At 47.4% G+C, this 23,064-nt stretch carries 26 protein-coding genes; 18 read left to right on the top strand and 8 right to left on the bottom strand.

Annotated features, from left to right (window positions below; genetic code table 11):
• Positions 1 to 65: 65 nt before the first annotated feature.
• Positions 66 to 941 (bottom strand): sugar phosphate isomerase/epimerase family protein, encoded by an 876-nt coding sequence (locus tag JK130_RS08290; protein ID WP_218353850.1) that lies wholly within the window; start codon positions 939 to 941, stop codon positions 66 to 68.
• 11 nt (positions 942 to 952) lie between these two features.
• A complete protein-coding gene (locus JK130_RS08295) occupies positions 953 to 1,981 on the bottom strand; it encodes a LacI family DNA-binding transcriptional regulator (protein WP_218353851.1) in 1,029 nt (342 codons plus the stop codon).
• Between the two features lie 257 nt (positions 1,982 to 2,238).
• Between JK130_RS08295 and JK130_RS08300 the strand changes: the two genes are divergently transcribed.
• The 11 genes from JK130_RS08300 (at position 2,239) to rplI (ending at position 12,104) form a co-directional block, all read left to right on the top strand.
• A complete protein-coding gene (locus JK130_RS08300) occupies positions 2,239 to 3,399 on the top strand; it encodes a Gfo/Idh/MocA family protein (RefSeq protein ID WP_218353852.1) in 1,161 nt (386 codons plus the stop codon).
• 27 nt (positions 3,400 to 3,426) lie between these two features.
• On the top strand, positions 3,427 to 4,485 hold the full coding sequence (locus JK130_RS08305) for a sugar phosphate isomerase/epimerase family protein (protein ID WP_218353853.1): 1,059 nt from the start codon (positions 3,427 to 3,429) through the stop codon (positions 4,483 to 4,485).
• Between the two features lie 45 nt (positions 4,486 to 4,530).
• Positions 4,531 to 5,751 carry a nucleoside permease gene (locus JK130_RS08310; RefSeq protein ID WP_218353854.1) on the top strand — a complete coding sequence of 407 codons (1,221 nt, stop codon included), beginning with the start codon at positions 4,531 to 4,533 and terminating at the stop codon, positions 5,749 to 5,751.
• The gene (locus JK130_RS08315; protein ID WP_218353855.1) at positions 5,744 to 6,619 is read left to right on the top strand and encodes a hydroxypyruvate isomerase family protein; all 876 of its coding nucleotides are present in this window, start codon (positions 5,744 to 5,746) and stop codon (positions 6,617 to 6,619) included. The genes JK130_RS08310 and JK130_RS08315 overlap by 8 nt, the downstream gene beginning before the upstream one ends.
• A 39-nt stretch (positions 6,620 to 6,658) precedes the next feature.
• On the top strand, positions 6,659 to 8,344 hold the full coding sequence (locus JK130_RS08320; RefSeq protein WP_218353856.1) for a GMC oxidoreductase: 1,686 nt from the start codon (positions 6,659 to 6,661) through the stop codon (positions 8,342 to 8,344).
• 2 nt (positions 8,345 to 8,346) lie between these two features.
• The gene (locus JK130_RS08325) at positions 8,347 to 8,958 is read left to right on the top strand and encodes a gluconate 2-dehydrogenase subunit 3 family protein (RefSeq protein ID WP_218353857.1); all 612 of its coding nucleotides are present in this window, start codon (positions 8,347 to 8,349) and stop codon (positions 8,956 to 8,958) included.
• Positions 8,959 to 9,058: 100 nt separating this feature from the next.
• Complete coding sequence (locus tag JK130_RS08330) at positions 9,059 to 9,763, top strand: 3-keto-disaccharide hydrolase (protein WP_425514597.1); 705 nt, start codon at positions 9,059 to 9,061, stop codon at positions 9,761 to 9,763.
• Positions 9,764 to 9,906: 143 nt separating this feature from the next.
• Positions 9,907 to 10,806 (top strand): DMT family transporter, encoded by a 900-nt coding sequence (locus JK130_RS08335; RefSeq protein WP_218353858.1) that lies wholly within the window; start codon positions 9,907 to 9,909, stop codon positions 10,804 to 10,806.
• Between the two features lie 149 nt (positions 10,807 to 10,955).
• On the top strand, positions 10,956 to 11,387 hold the full coding sequence (rpsF, locus tag JK130_RS08340; RefSeq protein WP_218353859.1) for a 30S ribosomal protein S6: 432 nt from the start codon (positions 10,956 to 10,958) through the stop codon (positions 11,385 to 11,387).
• An 11-nt stretch (positions 11,388 to 11,398) separates the two neighbouring features.
• On the top strand, positions 11,399 to 11,626 hold the full coding sequence (gene rpsR / locus JK130_RS08345) for a 30S ribosomal protein S18 (protein ID WP_073316739.1): 228 nt from the start codon (positions 11,399 to 11,401) through the stop codon (positions 11,624 to 11,626).
• 25 nt (positions 11,627 to 11,651) lie between these two features.
• Entirely contained in the window at positions 11,652 to 12,104 is a 453-nt protein-coding gene (rplI, locus tag JK130_RS08350) for a 50S ribosomal protein L9 (RefSeq protein ID WP_218353860.1), read from the top strand.
• 52 nt (positions 12,105 to 12,156) lie between these two features.
• Here rplI and JK130_RS08355 read toward each other — a convergent pair whose 3' ends face one another.
• Positions 12,157 to 12,807: an MOSC domain-containing protein gene (locus tag JK130_RS08355; RefSeq protein ID WP_218353861.1), complete on the bottom strand. Its 651-nt coding sequence runs from the start codon at positions 12,805 to 12,807 to the stop codon at positions 12,157 to 12,159.
• A 112-nt stretch (positions 12,808 to 12,919) separates the two neighbouring features.
• Here JK130_RS08355 and JK130_RS08360 point away from each other — a divergent pair, with 112 nt between their 5' ends.
• From JK130_RS08360 to dnaB, 5 genes are all read left to right on the top strand, one after another.
• Positions 12,920 to 13,504, top strand: coding sequence for an RNA polymerase sigma factor (locus tag JK130_RS08360; protein WP_218353862.1), 585 nt, complete (start codon positions 12,920 to 12,922; stop codon positions 13,502 to 13,504).
• The gene (locus tag JK130_RS08365; protein ID WP_218353863.1) at positions 13,494 to 14,036 is read left to right on the top strand and encodes a hypothetical protein; all 543 of its coding nucleotides are present in this window, start codon (positions 13,494 to 13,496) and stop codon (positions 14,034 to 14,036) included. Before JK130_RS08360 ends, JK130_RS08365 begins: the two co-directional genes overlap by 11 nt.
• Positions 14,037 to 14,054: 18 nt before the next feature.
• Positions 14,055 to 15,035, top strand: a complete 981-nt coding sequence (locus JK130_RS08370) for a DUF4097 family beta strand repeat-containing protein (RefSeq protein WP_218353864.1) — start codon at positions 14,055 to 14,057, stop codon at positions 15,033 to 15,035.
• A 284-nt stretch (positions 15,036 to 15,319) separates the two neighbouring features.
• Positions 15,320 to 15,814, top strand: coding sequence for a hypothetical protein (locus JK130_RS08375; protein WP_218353865.1), 495 nt, complete (start codon positions 15,320 to 15,322; stop codon positions 15,812 to 15,814).
• Positions 15,815 to 16,220: 406 nt separating this feature from the next.
• On the top strand, positions 16,221 to 17,609 hold the full coding sequence (gene dnaB / locus JK130_RS08380) for a replicative DNA helicase (protein ID WP_218353866.1): 1,389 nt from the start codon (positions 16,221 to 16,223) through the stop codon (positions 17,607 to 17,609).
• Positions 17,610 to 17,697: 88 nt separating this feature from the next.
• Here the strand turns inward: dnaB and JK130_RS08385 are convergent, their stop codons facing one another.
• The 5 genes from JK130_RS08385 to rsd form a co-directional block, all read right to left on the bottom strand.
• Positions 17,698 to 18,834, bottom strand: coding sequence for an OmpA family protein (locus JK130_RS08385; protein WP_218353867.1), 1,137 nt, complete (start codon positions 18,832 to 18,834; stop codon positions 17,698 to 17,700).
• 103 nt (positions 18,835 to 18,937) lie between these two features.
• The gene (locus JK130_RS08390) at positions 18,938 to 19,375 is read right to left on the bottom strand and encodes a secondary thiamine-phosphate synthase enzyme YjbQ (protein WP_218353868.1); all 438 of its coding nucleotides are present in this window, start codon (positions 19,373 to 19,375) and stop codon (positions 18,938 to 18,940) included.
• The gene (locus JK130_RS08395; protein WP_218353869.1) at positions 19,365 to 19,829 is read right to left on the bottom strand and encodes a chemotaxis protein CheX; all 465 of its coding nucleotides are present in this window, start codon (positions 19,827 to 19,829) and stop codon (positions 19,365 to 19,367) included. The genes JK130_RS08390 and JK130_RS08395 overlap by 11 nt, the downstream gene beginning before the upstream one ends.
• Positions 19,819 to 20,295 carry a transcriptional repressor gene (locus JK130_RS08400; protein ID WP_218353924.1) on the bottom strand — a complete coding sequence of 159 codons (477 nt, stop codon included), beginning with the start codon at positions 20,293 to 20,295 and terminating at the stop codon, positions 19,819 to 19,821. Before JK130_RS08400 ends, JK130_RS08395 begins: the two co-directional genes overlap by 11 nt.
• A gap of 49 nt (positions 20,296 to 20,344) precedes the next feature.
• On the bottom strand, positions 20,345 to 20,830 hold the full coding sequence (rsd, locus tag JK130_RS08405) for a sigma D regulator (protein ID WP_218353870.1): 486 nt from the start codon (positions 20,828 to 20,830) through the stop codon (positions 20,345 to 20,347).
• A gap of 174 nt (positions 20,831 to 21,004) precedes the next feature.
• Between rsd and nudC the strand changes: the two genes are divergently transcribed.
• Positions 21,005 to 21,832 (top strand): NAD(+) diphosphatase, encoded by an 828-nt coding sequence (nudC, locus tag JK130_RS08410; RefSeq protein ID WP_218353871.1) that lies wholly within the window; start codon positions 21,005 to 21,007, stop codon positions 21,830 to 21,832.
• 136 nt (positions 21,833 to 21,968) lie between these two features.
• Positions 21,969 to 23,057, top strand: coding sequence for a uroporphyrinogen decarboxylase (hemE, locus tag JK130_RS08415; protein ID WP_218353872.1), 1,089 nt, complete (start codon positions 21,969 to 21,971; stop codon positions 23,055 to 23,057).
• Positions 23,058 to 23,064: the final 7 nt, after the last annotated feature.

Here is a 23,064-nt window from a genome sequence, read left to right on the forward strand (position 1 = left end):
TGCAGACAAAAAAGAAGCGCCTGTTTTGGCACTTCTTTTAAGTATTATGCAGTATTAAAGTTAAATCACAATAATGCAGATAATGCTTGGTGACCCTGCTTCAGCGTAGCCAGTTTATCTTCGGTTTGATCGCGCTCAATAAAATAGTGTTCTACTCCGGCTTTTTGAGCCTGGGCAAATATTGGGGCAAAGTTGATCACACCGGTACCCACATCGGCAAATTCGCCAGCTTTATCCATATCCTTAACATGCCATAATTTAAAACGGCCAGGGTGTTGTGCAAAGTAAACCAGAGGATCCTGACCGGCTTTTGCCATCCAGAACAAGTCCATTTCCATACTAAGAAGTTCAGGTTGGGTACGATTAAGCAGAACATCGTAAGGTAACTGGTTGTTGGTTTTTATAAACTCGAAGGCATGATTGTGATAAGCCAGGGTAAGACCTGCCCGATTACATGCTTCACCCCAGACATTCAGGTTGTCTGCCAGCTTTTTGTAAACATCAATATGCGAGCCGCGTTGAGCTTCGGTCAGGTAAGGCAATACTACATAGCGGTGCCCCACCTCTAGCGCCGACTCAATCACCTTTTCAACACTGTTTTCAAACGCCGTCAACGGTGTATGAACAGACGGTGCCTGTAAGCCTTCGTCATTTAGCATCTGCTTTATTTGCGCCGGCTTATGATTAAAGTAACCGGCAAACTCAAGTTCTTTATAGCCCACTGCCGCAGCCATTTTCAGGGTGGCAGGCACGCTCACGGCCATCCAGTCGCGCAGAGTATAAAGCTGCAAGCCGGTTACTGCCTGAGTTTGCTGTTCGCGTGCCATCAGTGATAGCGACAAAGGCAGCGTAGCAATGCTGGCGGCTGTGGCGCTAAGCTTTAAAAAACGCCGACGGTTTATCGCAGACTTGTTGAGTTCGAAAAAAGATGGGGCGGGCATAATACTCTCCTTTACATTGCCTGGTTTAGATGGGCAGCGCCTGGGGCCGGGCCCGTGCTATGGCGTATAATTAGCTCAAAAGGCATAATCACTTTTGGGGCTTTACTGATTTTTCCGGTTAATACATCTACTAATAAATTTACCGCGGTCTGGCCAAACTCTTCAGCAGGTTGCGCTATAGTGGTTAGCGGCGGATCGCAAAATGCGGCAAATGAAATATCGTCAAAGCCCGCAATTGAAATGTCTTCAGGAATTTTCAGGCCCGCTTCTTTTATTGCCTGCATTGCCCCGATGGCCGTTTCATCGTTTTCACAAAATACCGCGGAAGGTCGTTGTGGATGCGCCAAAATCTGGCGAGCGGCTTCATAACCGGCATGTAAGGTAAAGTCACCATCAAACAATAACGCGGGATCAAACTCGATATTGGCCTGTTTCAGGGCGTCCTGATAACCGGCCAGGCGCTCTTGTGTCAAGGGGCTGGCCTGAGGCCCTTTAATCAATGCAATACGTTGATGCCCATGCTCCAGCAAATGCCGGGTCATGGTTGCCGCAGCCTGACGATTGTCCAGGGTTACCGTTGGGCACAAGCTGGTCTCCAGCACTTCACAGGCATTTACCATAGGCAATAATCCAGAGCCAGATGAGGGGTCGGTTACAAACGGATTAAAGGCGCGCAACTGAATAACGCCGTCGGCCTGGGCGGTTTGCACCATACGCGCATACTCAGCTTCAATCTGGGGATTGCCTAAAGTATTTCCTAGTAGCAGGGTATAGCCGCGCTGCGCTGCTGCTTCCTGCATGCCGCTAATTACCCGGGCAAAAAACAAATTTGCCACGGTAGGTACCAATACCACCAGACTGTGCGTTTTGCCAGAACGAAACTTAACCGCCATTTGATTGGGCTGATAGCCGGTTTGTTCGATAGCACTGATTACCCGACTGCGGGTTTTTGGCGATACTCGCTCTGGTTGTTGAAGCGAACGAGATACCGTGGCGACCGATACCCCTGCTAAGTCTGCTACATCTCGAATGGTTGCCATGCGCGTTATAAATGCCTCCACATAATTTATAAATATGTAACCGTTTGCATTAATGCTAAAAACAATGCCGTGATTACACCATAAAAGCCAGTATAAATTTTTGTTTATCTACCATTTTAAAACATATCCGCAATCTTATAATCATAAAATTCACAAATAGGACACAAATAATACCAAAATGGTTTGACACTGATAAATGTAATCCGTTACATTTTAACGCAGATAACATGTTTCTAACAATTTTTTCGGAGAAGTACATGGCCCGCACACGCAAAATCCGGCTCGGCATGATTGGTGGTGGTGAAGGCGCCTTTATTGGCGCTGTGCACCGTCATGCAGCGGCCCTGGACGGCCATTATACATTGGTATGTGGCGCATTTTCTCGTGATGAGGATAACAATACCCGAACCGGTGAGAGCCTTGATCTTAATCCCGACCGGGTTTATGGCTCGTGGCAACAGATGCTCGAACAAGAAGCTGAATTACCCGCAGATGAGCGTATGCAGGCAGTCAGTATTGTCACGCCTAATCATTTACATGTGCCCGTATCACTGGCGGCGGCCAAAGCCGGTTTTCATGTGTTTTGCGAAAAACCTGCAGCGGGCAGTTTTGATGAAGTCAGGCAGCTGGCTCTGGAACTTTCATCGTGCCATGTATTGTACGGTCTGGCTCATACCTATCTGGGTTATCCCATGGTATTTCAGGCCAAAGACATGGTGGCTAACGACAAGCTGGGGACCATTCGTAAAGTGTATGTTGAGTATCCGCAAGGTTGGTTATCGGGCGAAGAAGAAGCCCACAATAAGCAAGCTTCATGGCGCACCGACCCGGCGCTGGCCGGAGCCAGTGGCTGTATGGGCGATATCGGCACTCACGCCTTTGGCCTGATTGAGTTTGTGTTAGGCGAAAAAATCACTGAGCTGTGTGGGGTTCTTAATACCCATGTGGCGGGTCGGCGGTTAGACGATGACGGCGCGGCCTTGATTAAAACTGAAAGTGGCGTGACCGGGGTACTGGTTGCCAGTCAGGTGTGTGCGGGTGAGGAAAACCCGTTAAAAATACGGGTCTATGGAGAAAAAGGCGGGTTGGAGTGGCAACAAATGGAGCCGAACTCTGTTATTTATCGTCCTGTTGATGCCCCCTACCAGGTCTATCGCGCCGGGGGTGGGCAGCCCGGTTTGTGTGAGCAAGCGATGCAGCGTTGCCGAATTCCGGGCGGACACCCTGAAGGGTACCTTGAAGCCATGGCAAATCTGTATACCTCATTTGCCAACGCCATTCGCGAAGACGCGACAGGTACAGCCGAAGGGGTACCCGGCATTGAAGCGGGTATACGAGGTATGGCATTTATTCAGGCAATGCTTGATAGCAGTAACAGCGAAACCAAATGGCATCAGGTGCCTGAACTTTCACAATAATAATGGCACGTATTTCAGGAGATTTTTATGGCTGCAATTAAAGGACCGGCGATTTTTCTGGCCCAGTTTGCTGGCGACACCGCCCCATTTGACACGCTAGAAAGCATGGCTGAATGGGCGGCCTCATTAGGATATAAAGGCATTCAGGTGCCTACCGATCCCACTTTGTTTGATTTAGAACAGGCCGCCGATTCACAAGAATATTGCGACAACGCCAAAGCTTCCTGTGCTAAACACGGAATCGAAATTACCGAGTTGTCGACCCACTTACAAGGTCAGCTGGTGGCCGTACATCCAGCCTACGATGAATTATTTGATAACTTTGCCCCTGCCCATTTGCACGGCAACCCCAAGGCGCGTACGCAATGGGCAATAAAGCAGCTAAAACTGGCAGCAAAGGCAAGTCAGCGGCTGGGTTTAACTGCCCATGCGACCTTTTCCGGGGCATTAATGTGGCATCTGGTATATCCGTGGCCGCAGCGTCCGGCCGGGCTGGTAGAGCAAGGTTTTGCTGAGCTGGCCAACCGTTGGAAACCAATCTTAGATGCATTTGACGAAGCGGGCGTGGATGTATGTTATGAAATTCATCCGGGTGAAGACTTGCACGATGGCGCCACCTTTGAGCGCTTTTTAGCGGCAGTAGATAATCACCCTCGCGCCAATATTTTATACGACCCCAGTCACTTTGTTTTGCAACAGCTAGATTATCTGGACTTTATCGACAGGTATCACGACCGCATTAAAATGTTTCATGTAAAGGATGCGGAGTTTTTGCCCAATGGTCGCAGTGGGGTTTATGGCGGTTACCAGGATTGGGTTGACCGTCCGGGGCGGTTTCGTTCATTAGGTGATGGCCAGGTCGATTTTAAAAGTATCTTTAGCAAGCTAACGCAGTACGGGTTTGATGGCTGGGCGGTACTGGAGTGGGAATGTTGCTTAAAAGATTCGGACCAGGGGGCGGCTGAAGGTGCGCCGTTTATTACCCGTCATATAATCGAGCCCGCTACGCGTACCTTTGATGACTTTGCCGGCGGCAATGCCAGTGAAGCAAAAAATCGTCGGATTTTAGGGTTAGATAACGACTAAAGCGCTGCGGTTTACACGTCCTGGACACTTATAACGAGAATAACAATGACTAATACAACGGTGCGATTAAGCATGATGATGTTTCTCCAGTTTTTTATCTGGGGCGGCTGGTTTGTTACATTGGGTACCTATCTGGCTAACACTTTGTCTGCCAGCGGTCAGGAAATTGCGATGGCGTTTTCTACGCAATCCTGGGGAGCCATTATCGCGCCATTTATTATTGGTATGATTGCCGACCGGTTCTTTAATGCAGAGCGTATTTTAGGCGTCTTGCATCTGGTGGGCGCAGCATTGTTGTTTATGATGTATCAGGCCAGCGATTTTAATGCTTTTTATCCCTACGTGCTGGGCTACATGATTGCTTATATGCCCACTCTGGCTTTAGTCAACTCGGTGTCGTTCGGACAAATGCACGACCCGTCTAAAGAATTTGGAAAAATTCGGGTATGGGGCACCATTGGCTGGATTGTTGCCGGACTGGTAATTAGTTATCTGTTTTCATGGGACTCACGCGACGGTATTAACGATGGTCTGTTGCGCAATACCTTTATGTTGTGCGCGATTGCCTCGTTGATGCTGGGCTTGTTCAGCTTTTCATTACCGGCCACGCCACCTAAGGCCAAAGGCCAAACGGCCAGCCTGGGTCAGGCGTTGGGGGTCGATGCCTTATCATTACTGAAAAACCGTAACTTCTTTATTTTCTTTGCCTCTTCGGTACTTATCTGTATACCGCTGGCCTTTTACTATCAAAATGCTAACCCGTTCTTAACCGAAATCGGCGTTCAAAATGCAACCGGAAAAATGACCCTGGGACAGGTTTCAGAAGTGTTGTTTATGTTGGCTTTACCGGTATTTCTAAACAAGTTTGGTATTAAGAAAACACTGGTAATAGGCATGTTAGCGTGGGTATTACGCTATGTGTTGTTTGCCTATGGCAACGCTGATAGCGGTATTGTGCTGTTAATTACCGGTATTGCTTTACACGGTCTGTGCTACGACTTTTTCTTTGTATCAGGTCAAATTTATACCGATGCCAAAGCAGGGCCAGGAATTAAAAGCGCTGCTCAGGGCCTGATTACTCTAGCCACCTATGGGGTAGGCATGTTGATTGGGTTTTGGGTAGCCGGACAAATTACCGATGCCTATGTTTCAGATTCAGGCCATAGCTGGGAAAGTATCTGGCTGTTCCCCGCAGGTTTTGCCGCGGTGGTATTAATTCTGTTCTTACTGTTTTTTAAATCTGAAAAGGTGACTACCGATGCCTGATCGTCGTCAGTTGTTAAAAACTATGGCATTAACCGGAGTGGGGCTAACCCTTGCAGGATTAACACATGCAGAAACAAAAACGATGTCATCAAAATTAAAAGGGAACATCCGGCATTCAGTGGCTCGCTGGACCTACGGCGATCTGGATATTGAGTCTTTGTGTCAGGTGGTTACTCGTCTGGGGTTTAGCGCCATCGATTTAGTCGGTCCTGACGACTGGCCAATATTAAAAAAGTACGGCATTGACAGTGCGATGTGTAATGGTGCTGAACTGAACCTGGAAGACGGTTGGTGCGACCCGCAGTTTCACGATGCGCTCACAAAACGTTACCTGCGGCATATCGATTTGGTCGCCGACGCCGGGTACACCAACCTGGTATGTTTTAGCGGCAACAAACGCGGAATGGATCCTCAGGTTGGGCTTCAGCACGCCACCGCCGGCCTGAAGCGTATACTGCCGCAGGCGAAAAAGCGCGGAGTCGTACTGCAAATGGAACTATTTAACAGCAAAATTGATCATCCCGACTATATGGCTGACAACTCGGCATGGGGGATCAAACTGTGTCAGGCACTGGGTTCTGAAAACTTTAAATTGCTATACGACATCTACCATATGCAAATAAGTGAAGGCGATATTATTCGAACTATTCGCGAAAATACCGCCTTTTTTGGGCATTTTCATACCGCCGGAGTCCCTGGTCGGCACGAAATTGACGACAGTCAGGAGCTGAATTATCCAGCGATTGTCAGGGCAATAAAAGACACCGGATTCAGCGGATATCTGGCACAGGAATTTATACCCACAGCTGCGACTGAGGCTGGTCGTATAGAAGCATTACAAGCGGCGGTTCAACGCTGTGATGTTTGAAGTAAGCATTAACTACGCTATGCGTTTAAGAGGATAAACATGGCTAACAATCATTATGATGCAATTGTTGTCGGGTCGGGAATCAGTGGGGGCTGGGCGGCCAAAGAGTTGACCGAAAAAGGCTTAAAAGTACTGATGCTGGATCGTGGTCAAAATATCAAACATATCGAAGATTATAAAAACGCTCATAAAGAAGCATGGGATTATCCACACCGCGATTTGGCCACCCAAAAAATGCGTGAGGACTATCCGGTTTTATCCCGTGATTATCCGCTTAACGAGTCAACCTTTGGAATGTGGGCTACTGAAAAAGAAGCACCTTACATTGAGAAGGAACCTTTTTCGTGGTTTCGTGGTTATCATGTGGGTGGTCGCTCGCTACTATGGGGTCGTCAAAGTTACCGATTAAATCACGAAGACTTTTTAGCCAATCAAAAAGAAGGCATTGCGGTTGACTGGCCCATTCGCTACGAAGATGTCGCTCCTTGGTATGACTATGTAGAAAAATTTGCGGGCATCAGTGGTAATCGTGACGGACTTGATGTGTTGCCCGACGGCCAATATATGCCTCCGTTTGATTTAAACGTGGTTGAAAAAGACGTTGCAGCCCGTATCAAAAAACAATACAAAAACACGCGGCACCTTATTATCGGGCGGGCAGCTAATGCCACTCAGGCCCAGCCTGAACAAGGCAGAGCCGGGTGTCAGGCGCGCAATAAGTGCTGGTTGGGTTGTCCTTTTGGTGGTTATTTCTCAACTCAGGCGTCAACATTACCGGCGGCCATGAAAACCGGTAATTTAACCTTACGTCCCGACTCAATTGTAAGCCAGATTCTTTATGACAAAGACAAAAAGCGCGCTCGCGGGGTTGAGGTAATTGACGCCAATACTAACCAAACCTATGAGTTCACGGCTAAAATTGTTTTTGTGAATGCCTCAGCGCTTAATTCTAGCTGGTTGTTGATGAATTCGGCCACCGATATCTGGGATGAAGGATTGGGCAGCAGCAGTGGTCAGTTAGGCCGCAATGTTATGGACCATCATTTCAGAACCGGGGCATCGGCCGTGGTTGAAGGGTTTGACGAAAAATATTACTACGGACGTCGGCCTTCAGGTTTTTATATCCCTCGTTTTCGAAACTGGGGTAGCGATAAGCGCGACTATGTCCGTGGCTTTGGTTATCAGGGCAGCGCGAGTCGCACAGGCTGGCGTAAAGACATTGCCGAGTTAGGGGTAGGAGAAGACTTGAAAAATGCCGTCAGCGAGCCAGGTACCTGGACCATTGGTATGAACGCATTCGGAGAAATGCTGCCCGATGAGCGTAACCGTATCACCTTAAGCAAACAGACCACCGACAAATGGGGTCTGCCAGTATTGGAAATGGATGTCAAAATTCGTGAAAACGAACAGCGCATGCGCAAAGACATGAAGCAGGATGCGGTGGAGATGTTTGAGGCGGCCGGTTTAAAAAATGTCGAAGGCTGGGACGCGGGCTATGAGCCAGGTATGGGTATTCACGAAATGGGTACCGCGCGGATGGGCCGCGACCCGAAATCTTCGGTGTTAAATCAACACAATCAGGTATGGGATGCCAAAAATGTGTTTATCACCGACGGCGCCTGCATGACCTCAGCTTCGTGTGTGAATCCGTCGTTAACTTATATGGCACTGACCGCGCGAGCAGCCGATTTTGCGGTAAGTGAACTTAAAAAAGGAAACCTGTAAGCATGAATCGTCGTGACTTGTTGAAGCTTATCACTACGGCCACTGGGGTTGCTTTTGTCGGCAGCGCTATGGCTTATGATATTCGTCCCAGTGTCAGCCTGAAAGACACGGATTTTTCTAAAGACGAAGTAACCTTTTTAAATGAAATAGCCGAGGTCATTATACCGCGTACCGCAACACCTGGCGCCAAAGATGCCAATGTTGGCGAGATTATGGCCATATTGGTGTCAGACTGTTATACCCAGGATTTGCAAAAAGTCTTTCGTGAAGGAATGACTACCCTGGATAACGAAGCCAGACAAGCACAGGGTAAAGATTTTTTGCTGCTGTCTAAAACCGACAAACAAGCCTTGTTGAGTCGTTTAGATAAAGAAGCCAAACAGGCAAATACGGCATCAGGATTAGACGATATGGCTATGGCTTCACCTAACAGCCGCTGGCCTGATTCAAAAAAACCGTTGCCGCATTACTTTTCATTGTTTAAACAGTTGACCCTGTTTGGTTTCTTTACCTCTGAGGTTGGGGGCACCAAAGTTTTAAGGTATGTACCGGTGCCAGGAAAATACGATGGCAACATTGACTATAAAAAAGGCCAGACCGCCTGGGCAACCTAAGCGTATATTGCAGGAGATTATTTTGATGAAGACGATGTATAAAACACTAGGCACGGCCGTGGCGGTAGCGCTGGGCACAATTACAGTAGCAGGTGATCTTATGGCTGCAAACGACGAGCTGGAAGACTGGCAAAAGGCGCAAAAAACCGAAGTTTGGGAACCCGTACCCTCTAAAGTAACAGCCGATCCGGGACAGCCACCGTCTGATGCTACCGTGTTGTTTGACGGTACAGATTTGTCGGCCTGGGAGTCGGTAAACGGCGGCGCGGCAAAGTGGACTGTAGAAGACGGGGTGCTGACTGTTAAGCCCGGTGCCGGTGATATTAAAACCAAGCAGTCATTTTGTGATGTGCAACTGCATGTCGAATGGCGTGCTCCCAAACCTGAAGCTGATATGGAAGGCCAGGAACGCAACAACAGTGGCGTTTTCTTGCAGCAGCGTTACGAGATTCAGGTGCTGGACTCCCACGAAAGCGAAACCTACCCCAACGGTCAGGCCGCCAGTGTGTACAAGCAAAGTATTCCGCTGGTAAATGCCACCCGGGCGCCCGAACAGTGGCAGGAGTACGATATTATTTTTACCGCCCCGCGTTTTGACGGTGATGAACTGACTTCGCCTGCTTATGTGACCGTTCTGCATAATGGTGTATTGGTTCAGCATCATTATGAGTTAAAAGGAAAAACAGAATGGATTGGTGCGCCAGCCTACGAAGCACACGGCTGTGCGCCGATTCAGCTTCAGGACCACTCCAACGAAGTCAGCTTTCGTAATATCTGGGTACGTGAAATCAAACCTTTAAAATAAGCTCTCCCGCTTGTTGACTCACCCGGCCGAAGCTAGTCTTCGTGCCGGGCTTTTTTATGGAGATAAGTATGCCCCTTGCTTCTTGTAAGCTGAGGTGGTTCTGGTAGGCTGTGCGCTTTTTTCACACAGGATAAACCCGCTTTATGGTAGGTGAACTTGCTGCGTTGACCGTGGCTTTATGCTGGGCGATTGCTGCCCGAATGTTTCGGGTACTGGGAGCTTCGTTTTCGCCGTTGTCGCTAAACCTGTGGAAAGGTGTGGTGGCCATTGTACTGCTGGTGGCCATAACCCAAATTTGGCTTCCCGCCGTTGACTTACCCGCCAGTGCTTACTGGTGGTTGCTACTTAGCGGCGTTATTGGCATTGGTATTGGTGATACCTGTTTTTTTCAGGCGTTGAACCGTATAGGCGATACCCAGTCGGTACTTATTACCGAAACCCTGGCTCCTATCTTTACCGCCTTGCTGGCGATGGTATGGATTGCAGAGTGGCTGACCTGGCAACAATGGATAGGTATAGCGGTAGTGCTATTTAGTGTTGATATGGTGGTAAAGGTGCGCCGCCGTACCGAACTGCATTTGTTTGCGCCCTCAGGCTACATATTTGCCGCTATTGCCGCAGTATGTCAGGCGGTAGGGGCAGTGGTCAGTCGCGATATTCTGACCGCTTACCCACAACTTGATGCGTTTAATGCCAGTTTAGTGCGCCTGACCGGGGGGCTGGTTATTATTGTAATATTAATGCTGCTACTGCGTAAGCGCTGGTTGCCGGTAAGCGATGAACCAGTAAAAATGTGGCGTACCTTCGCTATGGCTACGGTGCTGGGCACCGCTGCGGCTTTATATTTGCAAATGGTGGCATTTGCTAATGCGCAAGCAGGCGTAGTACAAACCCTGATTGCGACCAGTGCGGTGATGTCGCTGGCAGTAGCGTGGGTGGCTGGCGAACGTACCAATCGTGCTACCTTGCTGTGGTCACTGGGCGCTCTGGCTGGGGTGACGATTTTGGTGGCAGCAGGACGTATGACGATGGCCGGGCACTAAGACGCTGCAATTTATTTTATTTGGGTTTGATTAATGCTTGTGCAGTTAAACCGGGATCTGTATACTTCGCGCCCTTACAGCCCACCTAACTCGTTCCTTGCCTCAAGCAGCTGGCTGTACTGACGAGGCTACAACCGTAAGGAGCAATAATGCGTCATTACGAAATCGTTTTTATGGTTCACCCTGATCAGAGTGAACAAGTACCTGGTATGATCGAGCGTTATACCACTATCCTGAAGCAAGACGAAGGTCAAATTCATCGTCTGGAAGACTGGGGCCGCCGTCAACTGGCTTACCCAATCGAAAAGCTGCATAAAGCGCACTACGTGCTAATCAATGCTGAAGCAACTGCTGAAGCTGTTGATGAGCTGGAAAACGCCTTCCGCTTCAACGATGTTATCTTGCGTAATCTGGTTATGCGCACTAAAAGCGCTGTGACTGAGCCTTCTCCTATGATGAAAGAAGAGCCTCGTCGTGAGCGTCGTGACGATTCTGCACCTCGCTCTGAGCGTCGTGATGATTCTGCACCTCGCACTGAGCGTTCAGAAAACAAACCTGAAACCACTGAAGATAACGCGTAAGGAGATCTATCATGGCTCGTTTTTTCAGACGTCGTAAGTTCTGCCGTTTTTCTGCAGAAGGTGTGACTGAAATTGATTATAAAGATATCGCTACTTTGAAGAACTACATCACTGAAAGCGGTAAAATTGTCCCTAGCCGTATTACCGGTACCAGTGCGAAGTATCAGCGTCAGCTGTCTTCTGCGATCAAGCGTGCACGTTTTCTTGCATTGCTTCCGTACACTGATTCTCACAAGTAAACTGGCGAAATAAGGGGTAGTTAAGATGAACATCATCCTACTGGATAAAGTCGCCAACCTTGGTGGTCTGGGCGATCAGGTAATCGTTAAATCTGGTTATGCACGTAACTTTCTTTTCCCTCAGGGTAAAGCGGTTCCTGCAACTAAGAATAACGTAGAAAAATTTGAAGCACGTCGTGCAGAGCTTGAAGCAAAAATTGCTGAAGACTTGTCGGCAGCTCAGGCACAAGCTGAAAAGCTGGAATCACTTGAAGAAGTGACCATTGCAGCACCAGCGGGTGACGAAGGCAAATTGTTCGGTTCAATTGGTACTCGCGACATCGCTGATGCAATTACTGCAGCGGGTGTTGAGGTTGCTAAATCTGACGTACGTCTGCCTACCGGCACTCTGCGTGAGACGGGCGAATACGACATCGACGTACAGCTACACACTGACGTAGCCGCGACCGTTAAGGTTGTGATTATCGCTGAAGCGTAAGCGTTAATTGTGTGACATAAAAAGCCGCTACGGGAAACCGCAGCGGCTTTTTTTATGAATGTTGCTCAGTATTAGACGCTTTACGAGCAGCCCGGGCGCATTTGCCGCGCCATTCGTCATCAAGCACCTCTAACGAAGATAACGCTGCTGCCTTGCCGGCACATCGTTTATCGAAGACACATTGCATTAATGCGGCCACCGATACGCTATGTTCGGGGCGCTCGAGCAATTGTACCTTGTCTTCAGGGTATAATACTCCGGGCTGTCTGACCCGGTAATACCAGCCGGTAATACCCTGAACGCCAACAAATTTATCGATACCACTTTGCTCAAAACGATGGCATATTTTTACACAAGGAGCCCGTGGAGCGCTCACCTGTACCACCACTTCACCCATTTGATACACATCACCTATAAAGACATTAGTATCGCTCATGCCTTTTACTAACAAATTTTCGCCCATCATACCCGACTCAAAGCTAAGGGCGGGGTAGGCCTGCTGCAATACACTGTAGCCTTCAAAAGAATACTGATGCAGTACTTTTTCGGGACCGCCATGTAATTTTGTATTGGCTTGCTGATCTTCCACAGTCCCGCTTTTTTCCACGGTAAGTTGAGGGCTTGCTTGTTTAACAAAAGCACTTAACGACTGCCGGGGCCCTAATGGTGCGGGCTGACCCGCATACAAAGCAAAAATATTCATACACACTCATTCTTCAGTGAAAAAAAACGTTATTGGTATTCAAACCTTTTAGGTATAGCTTACGACTAACCTTATACCAACGCCATATTAAAAATACAGGTCAGCCAGAGACATGGAATCGTTAAGTACTGTAAATACAGAGAGAGTTAATGCGGTTCCGGTGCGCTATGACGAACCTTTGGTACGTGCCGCGCAACAGGGCGACCGACAGGCGTATCATGCTTTGTATAAGCATTACCATCAGCGTGTATACGCGCTTTGTTATCGCTTAACGGCTGACACAGGTATGGCAGAAGATGCCACTCAGGAAGTATTTATTCAGCTATGGCAAAAATTAAAAAATTATACCTGGAAAAGCCGGTTTTCTACCTGGTTACACAGTGTGGCTACCCATATCACCGTAAGCTATATGCGTAAACAAAAAAGCTGGGTGGCACACATGCTCAACATAGAAACCAGTCCGGAAGTTCAGGCGTTAGACGCCAGTCGTTGCACCAGCGAAGTAGATTTAGAGGCGCTGATTATACGTCTACCAGAACGAGCCAGGGTAGTGTTTGTGTTACATGCAATAGAAGGGTATCGCCACGATGATATCGCCGCGCTGCTAAACATTGCTACCGGTACCAGCAAAGCTCAGTTTCATCGCGCCCGGGGCATGCTGATAAAATGGCTTGATGGAGAAAATTATGGACAGTAAATCCAGGTTATCGAAATTATTAAAACAACTGCCTACAGAAAAAGCACCCGAGCGCGATCTGTGGCAGGGCATTGAGCTGGGACTAGAGCCGCCTGAAAGGTCAGTTTCAAAAGGTCGTTTGCTATGGCTTGGTAGTGCCGCTGCATTGATATTGAGCGTTGGACTCATTACCCCGCCGTGGGTGTCCTTTACACCGGAGTCTGCACAATCTCCTGTGCAATCCCCTGCACAGCAACCGTTCGAGCCACGGGGGAATACTGAGCCTTTATTAGGTAATGCTTTGGTCAGTTCGCTTAGCAAGCAACACACCGCGCAACTTAATGCTCTTCTTACAACCATGCAAAGCATGCCGGCATTGACTCAAAACTGGCAGCAGCAGCTTACCGATTTACGCCAAGCTGAAACGGTTATCACGCGAGCTTTGAAACAAGACCCTAACAATACTGCCTTATTGCAAATGCTGCAAAATGTACATCAACAACAACTGTTCCTGGTCAAACGGGTGCATACGCCCCAATGGCAACGAATTTAACCAAAAGAGGACCCACCTATGAAACGTATACCTAACCTGACAAAAACAGGAAGCCTCGTCCCGATAACATTGCTGTGTGCCTGTCTTAGTTTGCCAGCGCTGGCTCAGCAAAAAATAGAAGAAAGTGCCGATACATCAGCCAACCCAACCGTTGAAATAGAGCATGTAAGTGGTAAAGCCCACATTAAGGTGTGGGAAAAAAATCAGGTCCACATCGAGGGAACTTTAGGTAAGAAAAGCGAAACATATCAATTTGAAAAGCACGCCTCAGGGGTACGTTTTGAAGTTGAAACCCAACGCCATCGCGATGACTGGAAATCGGGGTACGACAAGGGTGATGACTTGTTGATCAGAGTACCGCGAGGTAGTCGGCTGCTATACACCGCAGTTAATGCTGATGTTGAAATTAATGACATTGCTAATGCTACCCAGGTTGATCTGGTTAATGGCGATATAAAGGTTTCCCGACTACAGGGTAAAACGAAGCTTGAGACAGTAAATGGCGATATTGTGATAGATGATGTGGCTGGCGAGCTAATGATAGAAACGGTTAATGGTGACATTGAAGGGGCACATGCAAATGGCGACACGGGCCACTTTATTACGGTTAATGGTGACATTGATATTACCACGCAGGCCCGTGAGTTACGGATGGACTCGGTAAACGGCGATATGGAATTTGTAGCCGCGCAGATTAATGAGCTTGATATAGTTACCGTAAACGGCACCGTGGACGGAGAGATTAACCTGACTGAAAACGGGAATGTCAGCGCATCATCAGTAGGTGGCAAAATCACCTTAGCGTTTCAGCCTGAGGTAGCAGCTCGGTTCGAGTTGCAGGGTCATGCCGGAGGTAACATTGAAAATAACCTAACTGATGCGCAAGCCTCAAAGGCTAAATATGGACCTACAAAGTGGCTGGAATTTACCACCGGAAACGGCAGTGCCCGGGTTGAAATGTCGACCGTGCATGGATTGTTAGAGATTAACAAACACTAAACTGATATTTTGCTTGTATTCCGAAAGGCACCTTTTTAACGGTGTCTTTTTTTATAGCAGGACTTTATTGTTCAACGTGATTAACCGGCCCACTTCTTGCTTTATACTAAAGTATAGCCGTCGTCACCGCCAGCAGTAGCATTCTTTGTATGTTCATTCGTACAGTATTTTCAAGGCCTTGAAGAACGTTGCGTTCACATACTTATCGCCAATAATGCTGTAACACTGTGAAAATTATACTGAGCACACAGTAACGACGGATTTTATTTGCGAAGGAGTAAAGTATGAAATGGCTACGTGCTAAACGTTTATTTTCACGTATTCAGCTACGGTTGATTATAGGTACTGCAACCATGTTGGTATTAGCCAGCAGCTGCGCCCTAAGACAACCTGAACAGGTAGAAGGTACCTGGATTGTCACCGAAGCCTTAACCACGGGCAATAGTGCTATGTCGTCTAATCAAGCCAAACAATGGTTAGGACAGTCATATCATTATGGTCCGCAAAAACTAATTTTAGGTCAGGTTCAGTGTCAGGCTCCTGAATATCAAAAGTCACAGCTTAATGATAAAGAGTTCAGCCAGCAATATAACGTACCTTTAACAACATTAGGCAATGGCCTTACCGATGTAGATACGTTTTCAATTGAGTGTAACCGAGGCGCAAAAATTCCGGGACAAACCGTATTTTTGACCAGCCATCAAGAGGCGTATATCGTGTGGGATGGGGTGTTTTTTAAGCTTGAAAAAACCGGTAATTTGCCAAATGCTCCTGTTTAACATATTAATCGTGTTACAAGCGAAACGTTTACGTGCTGACTTCTAAATAGTTACCCCTGAACAGTTCGCTATCTTCTTCACTGGCGGCAGCCCGCGCTCGTTATCGCTGTGTTAATTTAAGCTGAGCGCACGCTCGCATAGACATTTATACTTTCGCGTATCTGCGATATATGAATTTTATCGGTTAACTACCGCGATAACTCCACCACACTAACGAGCGATAAATAAGTAAGTCCCTGTTTACGTTTACAACGTTCATTCCAGATTATAAAGCGCCGTCTTTCACGCAAATGTTTCCTGCGCGTTTTTTACGATAAGACTATCAGTGCTGATGATGTTTTCGAATTTAACTTAGAGCCGAAATAAAGCATAATAGGTTCATTAAGAATTTAAGCGGTTTGTGTTTGTGAAAGTAGTCTCCTCTGGGAAAGACAGAAGTGTCGAAAAGCTCAAAATTCCTCCTCACAGCATCGAGGCCGAGCAGTCCGTACTCGGCAGTATGCTTATCGACAAAGACAGCTGGGACAAAGTTGCCGAACAAGTTACTGACAACGACTTTTATAATCGCTCTCATCAAATCATTTACCGGGCGATTGTCAGGTTATTAAGCCGCAACGAACCGGTCGACCTTATTACGGTATCAGAAGAGCTTGAACAACATGATGAGTTGGAAGATGCCGGGGGCTTCGCCTATTTGGGAGAGCTGGCTAAGAACACGCCCAGTTCTGCTAATGTAGTTGCGTATGCAAAAATTATTGCCGAGCGAGCAATAACTCGTGAGTTGATTGGCGCCGCTCACGAAATAGCTGAAATAGGCTATAACCCTGAGGGCCGCGACAGTGCTGACATTCTTGACTATGCTGAAAGCAAAGTTTTTGAAATAGCCGAAAAGCGGACCAGCGATTCAGAAGGCCCTGTGGGTGTAGAGAGTGTTTTGGGTAAAACCATAGACCGTCTGGAAGTGCTGATCAAAACCAACAAAGAAGTTACGGGTGTTACTACCGGATTTACCGATTTAGACAAAAAGACCAGTGGTCTGCAACCTTCAGATTTGGTCATTGTGGCCGCACGTCCTTCGATGGGTAAAACAACCTTTGCTATGAACTTGTGCGAAAATGCCATGATGGCTGAAGAAAAGCCGGTGCTGGTGTTCAGCCTTGAAATGCCTTCAGAACAAATTATGATGCGGATGCTTGCGTCGCTAAGCCGTGTTGATCAAACCAAAATACGAACTGCGCAGTTAGATGACGAAGACTGGGCGCGCATATCTAATACTATGGCAATGCTAAAAGATCGCGATAATTTATTTATCGATGACTCTTCAGGCCTGACCCCCATGGATGTACGTAGTCGTGCACGCAAACTGGCGCGCGAGCGTGGGGGTATTTCAATGATAATGATCGATTACCTACAATTAATGCGGGTGCCGTCGTTAAGCGATAACCGAACCCTGGAGATTGCGGAGATATCCCGGTCTTTAAAAGCTTTGGCTAAAGAGCTTGAAGTGCCCGTGGTGGCATTATCGCAGTTAAACCGGAGTCTTGAGCAGCGCGCCGATAAGCGTCCGGTAAATTCAGATCTTCGTGAATCTGGCTCTATCGAGCAGGATGCCGATTTAATTATGTTTATCTATCGTGACGAGGTTTATCACGAAAACAGCGAAGAGCAGGGTATTGCGGAGATTATTATCGGTAAACAACGTAATGGTCCTATCGGTACTTCGCGACTTACCTTTCAGGGACAATTTTCTCGTTTCGATAATTATGCAGGCCCGGCAATGGCAGATGACTATTAACGTCACTCAACTGTGTGAATATTGAAATGTAATCCGGCATAAAAAAAGCGCTCAAATGAGCGCTTTTTTGGGTCTATCAAAAAGTAACTTAGTTACGATCTTTTGGAACTTCTTCTGTAGCAGTTACACGAATATGAATACGACGATTCTTTTCATGTGCCGCTCGGGTGTTAGATTCATCTAACAATTGGTTTTCACCAAAGCCTTCAGTGCTAAGACGTGATGCTTCAATGTTGTACTCGTTAATCAAAACTTCTTTGAACGCTTCAGCACGACGCTTTGAAAGGTCCATATTGTACTGTGCATCGCCAGGCTGTGAAGCATGACCTTCAATCAGGGCATCAGTTTTGCCATAACGTTTCATGAACGAGGCAAATTCCTGAATTTTCTCGGCACGAGGATCAGTAACTTCTGCACTGTTGTGTGGGAAGAAAACGCGAACGGTATGCGTTACTTCTTTTTCTTCAAACACAGTACAACCGTCAGAATCTACACGGTCGTTGCTTGGAGTGTCTGCACAACGGTCTTTGTTGTCAGCTACGCCGTCGTTGTCGCTGTCCTGAGAAATCTCACAACCACGGTTGTCAACCTGAACACCCGCTGGGGTATTGGCGCAATCGTCCATGTTGTTCATCACGCCGTCATTGTCAGAGTCATTGTTAACAGGCGTGCTAGGAGCCGGTGTCGGCGCTGAAGAACTAGAACCACCCATAGGGAACGCAACACCTACTTTGGCGCTGTAGTCGTTGTAGCTCTTATCAAGACCCTGATATGCAGCAATTTCAGTAACCAGTTTTACTTTTTCAGTAATATCCCAGTGTTTACCAATACCGAGATCAACCAGGTCATGGTTTTCGTTAAAGTTCTGGCGCTTATAACCACCGAATAAATACCACATATCATTCGGTAGGAAATACATGGCATCAACACCATAAGAAACACCCGAAACGCTATCGTCGGTACCCAAAACCTGTTTGTAGTCGATGTCCAGTGCGGTCAGTTCTGCGCGCACGGCCCAGTCCTGATTGAAACGCCAGCCATATTCGCCACCAAAACCACGGCCATCGTCCATCAGATCATCGGCAGGTTTGGTTTCTTCGGCACTGTAATACATGCCGTATAAACCAATCCAGCTATCGTATGGCTTGCCAGTATTTTCTTGTGCAAAGCTGTTGGCTGACATAACGGCCAAAGCAACTGCAGCAACGCTAAATGTTTTTTTCATAGTCACATCCTATGTAAAGTTGAGTGATAAACTTATTTCCGGGAATTATGCAGGTACTATACCAAAACAGCATAAAGAAACATGCAAGTATACAACCCCGTGATTACTTTTGACAACCGTTTAGTGTAATGGTAATACTCCGAGAACCCCCATGGTTGCGGTGTTCCGCTAGAATAATACCTTGCCACGTACCAAGTTGTAGCTTCCCATCTGCTATTGGAATGGTGACCTCACATCCCAACAGACTTGATTTTACATGCGCCGGCATGTCATCACTTCCTTCAAAAGTGTGAGTAAAATACGGCGTGTCTTCCTTCACAGTATGGTTAAACCACGCTTCCAGATCAGTTCTGACCGATGGATCGGCGTTTTCATTAATTGTTAATGATGCGCTCGTATGCTTTAACCAAAGATGAAGTAATCCTACTTTCAAGCTACTAATTTGAGGCAGGGCATCACATATGTCGTCAGTAATTAAGTGAAACCCACGAGGCTTTGCCGGCAATGTAAGGGTTTCACTGTGCCAATAGCTATTTGTCAAAACAAATTTCCATATGGGCCATACCATCGTCACTATGAAAAGGCATGATAAGTTTCGGGCCATCTACCTGATGGCTTATTGTATGCTGTTTACCAGAAACCACAATAGGCGTAGCCATGCCAAAGTCGAAGCCTTTTTCGGACAATTCGCGCTTTGCGTTGCCACAAATCATGTTGGTTATCTCGCCTACCATGTCGGCAACATCTGCATCTATTGCTGCGGGCCGCTCCCCCACCATGCGCTCCATTAGAGTTAATGCCAGATTTTCATCAAAGGTAATAGATAACGAGCCTTTAACCTGAGGACCTACCATACCAATTAAACCCGACACATCCCCCTTAGCAATATCAGTCTTTTTTTTCATCGGCTTACCAGGCTTTAGGCTGGTTTGAGCCATAGTTTCAAGGACGTTAAGTAGTCCGCTTATGAATGGATTTACAAACTCAGCATTCATGATGTTCCTGCCCCTTTATTTCTTCCTTTTCGGCTTGCTGGCAATCAGCGCACAAACCATGTGCTTCAATGGTCTGTTTTGATACTGAAAAACCATGCTCCTGTGCTTGTTTGTCCAGTGTGGCTTTTAAGCCCTGCGACTGAATTTCTGCGACATCACCACAACTGTCGCAAATAAGAAACTGCACAGGGTGGTGACACCCGAAATGATAACAGGCTACGAACGCATTGGTCGATTCCAACCGGTGAATAAAACCAAATTCAAGCAAAAAATCTAATGCCCGATACACGGTGGCCGGTTTGGCACTGGTTTCTGTTTCTTTCAAAGAATCAAGAAGTTCATAAGCACCCATCGGCCCATGCTTGCCAAGCAGAATATCGTATACCTTTTCTCTTAACGGAGTAAAACGTACATTACGCTGTTCGCAATACGCGCGGGCTTTGTTGATCAGGGTAACATTTGTCATCATCTCATCTTTCGCTGTTTAAGTGCATTGTATTACCGTAGGTTCAGACTTAATCTTTTTTAATCTGTTGTGCTTGTTGAATACTTTGAGCGCTGTGTTGCTCTAACATATGGCTAATTAATTTGTCTTCAAGGGCAAAGCGGTCTTCCAGCGTTTCGCCTAATGCAGCCAGTTTAGTATCAAACTTAGCGCTATCAGCAGCGTTTAGCTGGGTAGCGAAGGCATCATTAAACAACAATGCATCATCAGTCGTGCCCGCAAGTTGAGGGTAAACGTCCTGTTTGAGGGCCTGGCCAGAGCGGTCGTCACTTACTAAAATGTCATAGACCTCAAAATGTCCTGCCGACAAATAATCCATCAGCATGTTGCAAAAATCTGTTATTTTTTGTTGTTCGGGCAAGCAGGGCGGCGATTGGCGTAACCCAATAAGCTGACAATACTCAATAAGTAACTGCTGACGCGCGTGAAGCCAGTGGTCGATAGTTGCAGAGTGACCACTCCATTTGTTTTGCAGTTGTTCAAGTTTGTTTAACATATTGCCTCTTAGACAAAATCGTCAGCACATTACACAAAGCCATATAATAAGTATAACACTGCCACTGAACAGCACAAATTGCTTGTTATTTTACTTAGTTACCATAAGCGCTTGTCACTGTAACCAGTGGGGCATTATCATCGTATGCATTCACCCTTAAGGTAATTTTGCATCATGATGAATAAAGTTAACCCTTGCGTACTTACCGAACATACTGGCCGCTGGGTTATTGTAGCCAGTGACAAAGTATTAGTGGCAAATACCACCGGAGAGTTACCTGAAGGCAGCTGGACAAATCTGCCTTTTTTACAGCATTACGCGGACCAGGTGCATTTATTACCGGCACTTAATTATGGTGACAGGCCGGTTTCAAAACTGCATGTATTAGATGTAGGCAGCGAACATATTGATGCCCCTGGCTGGCAGTGGGTATCGTTACGGCACTTGCTCATGCAACATGATGCCCAGACTTTCAATGAATTTGCCCGAGCCTGGCAGTATATCCATTTTCTGCGCACGCACCGCTATTGCGGACAGTGCGGTTCGCCTGCTGAACAGGTCGACTGGGAGATGGCCATGCAGTGTTCACGTTGCCGCCACCGAACCTACCCGCGAGTCTCCCCCTGTATTATCGTTGCAATTAGCCATGGCAATAAAATGTTGTTAGCCCGTGGGGTACGACATAAAGATCCCGATATGTATTCAACTTTGGCAGGGTTTGTCGAAAGTGGAGAAACACTGGAGCAGGCTGTGCATCGGGAGGTATTCGAAGAGGTTGGCATCACGGTGAAGAACATTCGGTATTTTGACAGCCAGCCCTGGCCCTTCCCGCATTCGCTGATGGTGGGGTTTGTGGCAGAGTACGCGGCCGGCGATATCTGTATTGATGAACGTGAAATTGTGGATGCTCAGTGGTTTGAATTTACCCGGCTACCCAAAACGCCCCCTAAAGAATCTATTGCCGGACGCCTTATTGATGCGGCTTTAGCCGATGCTCGATAATTTAAGGTAACTCATACGGGCGGACCCTGAATAGACGATTTGATGCGGGTACAAAAATGCTACCTGCAATAGCAAAAGTTGTTATACTTCGGGCCTTTCAGGTGCGCCACTGACCATCAAGAATTTAGAGGAAGTTATGTCACAGCAGTCCGATAAGCCAGTTTCAGAGCTGAAAAATGACCGTTATCTACGGGCTTTAATGAAGCAACCTGTCGATATGACTCCGGTATGGATGATGCGTCAGGCCGGACGCTATTTACCCGAATACAAAGCAACCCGGGCACAAGCCGGCGATTTTATGTCGCTGTGCCGAAATGCCGATCTGGCTTGCGAAGTGACAATGCAGCCATTACGTCGCTTCGAACTAGACGCGGCGATCTTGTTTTCAGACATACTGACCATTCCTGATGCCATGGGTCTGGGACTTTATTTTGAGCCCGGTGAAGGCCCAAAGTTTAGCCGCCCGTTAACCTGTGCGGCCGATGTGCGTAAAATCGGCATCCCCGACCCTGAAGGCGAACTGCAATATGTGATGAATGCAGTTCGTACTATTCGCCGCGAGCTGCGTGGGGAGGTGCCGCTTATCGGGTTCTCTGGAAGCCCCTGGACTTTGGCCACTTATATGATTGAAGGGGGAGCCAGTAAGGCATTCACCAAAATCAAAAAAATGGCCTTTGCCGAACCGGCCACGTTGCACGCGTTATTAGAAAAACTGGCCGACTCAGTCACCTCTTATCTCAATGCCCAAATTGCTGCGGGTGCTCAGTCGGTCATGATTTTTGACACCTGGGGCGGCGTATTATCGCCCCGTGATTACAACGATTTTTCGTTGCAATATATGGCTCGAATTGTAGAGGGTCTTACCCGTGAAAACGACGGGCGTAAAGTGCCGGTTACCTTGTTTACTAAAAATGGCGGGATGTGGCTTGAAGCCATTGCTGCCACCGGTTGTGATGCGGTAGGCCTTGACTGGACCATTAATATTGATGAAGCCCGCGCCCGTATTGGCGATAAAGTGGCTTTACAGGGAAATATGGACCCCTCTATGCTTTATGCTGCCCCTGAACGCATTGAGCAGGAAGTGTCACAAATTCTGGCCAGCTATGGCAAAGGGTCTGGGCATGTATTTAATTTGGGTCATGGTATTCATCTTGATGTACCCCCCGAAAATGCAGGCGTCTTTATTGATGCGGTGCATCGTTTAAGTCGCTCATATCATGAATAAAAAAGGC

The organism is Alteromonas lipotrueiana, from assembly GCF_019249245.1.
GTDB classification, from domain to species: Bacteria; Pseudomonadota; Gammaproteobacteria; order Enterobacterales; family Alteromonadaceae; genus Alteromonas; species Alteromonas lipotrueiana.

Bases quoted from the DNA above. Each gene is read 5' to 3' on its own strand.
- JK130_RS08290 (WP_218353850.1), bottom strand. From the start codon at position 941: ATGCCCGCCCCATCTTTTTTCGAACTCAACAAGTCTGCGATAAACCGT.
- JK130_RS08295 (WP_218353851.1), bottom strand. From the start codon at position 1,981: ATGGCAACCATTCGAGATGTAGCAGACTTAGCAGGGGTATCGGTCGCC.
- JK130_RS08300 (WP_218353852.1), top strand. From the start codon at position 2,239: ATGGCCCGCACACGCAAAATCCGGCTCGGCATGATTGGTGGTGGTGAA.
- JK130_RS08305 (WP_218353853.1), top strand. From the start codon at position 3,427: ATGGCTGCAATTAAAGGACCGGCGATTTTTCTGGCCCAGTTTGCTGGC.
- JK130_RS08310 (WP_218353854.1), top strand. From the start codon at position 4,531: ATGACTAATACAACGGTGCGATTAAGCATGATGATGTTTCTCCAGTTT.
- JK130_RS08315 (WP_218353855.1), top strand. From the start codon at position 5,744: ATGCCTGATCGTCGTCAGTTGTTAAAAACTATGGCATTAACCGGAGTG.
- JK130_RS08320 (WP_218353856.1), top strand. From the start codon at position 6,659: ATGGCTAACAATCATTATGATGCAATTGTTGTCGGGTCGGGAATCAGT.
- JK130_RS08325 (WP_218353857.1), top strand. From the start codon at position 8,347: ATGAATCGTCGTGACTTGTTGAAGCTTATCACTACGGCCACTGGGGTT.
- JK130_RS08330 (WP_425514597.1), top strand. From the start codon at position 9,059: ATGGCTGCAAACGACGAGCTGGAAGACTGGCAAAAGGCGCAAAAAACC.
- JK130_RS08335 (WP_218353858.1), top strand. From the start codon at position 9,907: ATGGTAGGTGAACTTGCTGCGTTGACCGTGGCTTTATGCTGGGCGATT.
- rpsF (WP_218353859.1), top strand. From the start codon at position 10,956: ATGCGTCATTACGAAATCGTTTTTATGGTTCACCCTGATCAGAGTGAA.
- rpsR (WP_073316739.1), top strand. From the start codon at position 11,399: ATGGCTCGTTTTTTCAGACGTCGTAAGTTCTGCCGTTTTTCTGCAGAA.
- rplI (WP_218353860.1), top strand. From the start codon at position 11,652: ATGAACATCATCCTACTGGATAAAGTCGCCAACCTTGGTGGTCTGGGC.
- JK130_RS08355 (WP_218353861.1), bottom strand. From the start codon at position 12,807: ATGAATATTTTTGCTTTGTATGCGGGTCAGCCCGCACCATTAGGGCCC.
- JK130_RS08360 (WP_218353862.1), top strand. From the start codon at position 12,920: ATGGAATCGTTAAGTACTGTAAATACAGAGAGAGTTAATGCGGTTCCG.
- JK130_RS08365 (WP_218353863.1), top strand. From the start codon at position 13,494: ATGGACAGTAAATCCAGGTTATCGAAATTATTAAAACAACTGCCTACA.
- JK130_RS08370 (WP_218353864.1), top strand. From the start codon at position 14,055: ATGAAACGTATACCTAACCTGACAAAAACAGGAAGCCTCGTCCCGATA.
- JK130_RS08375 (WP_218353865.1), top strand. From the start codon at position 15,320: ATGAAATGGCTACGTGCTAAACGTTTATTTTCACGTATTCAGCTACGG.
- JK130_RS08385 (WP_218353867.1), bottom strand. From the start codon at position 18,834: ATGAAAAAAACATTTAGCGTTGCTGCAGTTGCTTTGGCCGTTATGTCA.
- JK130_RS08395 (WP_218353869.1), bottom strand. From the start codon at position 19,829: ATGAATGCTGAGTTTGTAAATCCATTCATAAGCGGACTACTTAACGTC.
- JK130_RS08400 (WP_218353924.1), bottom strand. From the start codon at position 20,295: ATGACAAATGTTACCCTGATCAACAAAGCCCGCGCGTATTGCGAACAG.
- rsd (WP_218353870.1), bottom strand. From the start codon at position 20,830: ATGTTAAACAAACTTGAACAACTGCAAAACAAATGGAGTGGTCACTCT.
- nudC (WP_218353871.1), top strand. From the start codon at position 21,005: ATGATGAATAAAGTTAACCCTTGCGTACTTACCGAACATACTGGCCGC.
- hemE (WP_218353872.1), top strand. From the start codon at position 21,969: ATGTCACAGCAGTCCGATAAGCCAGTTTCAGAGCTGAAAAATGACCGT.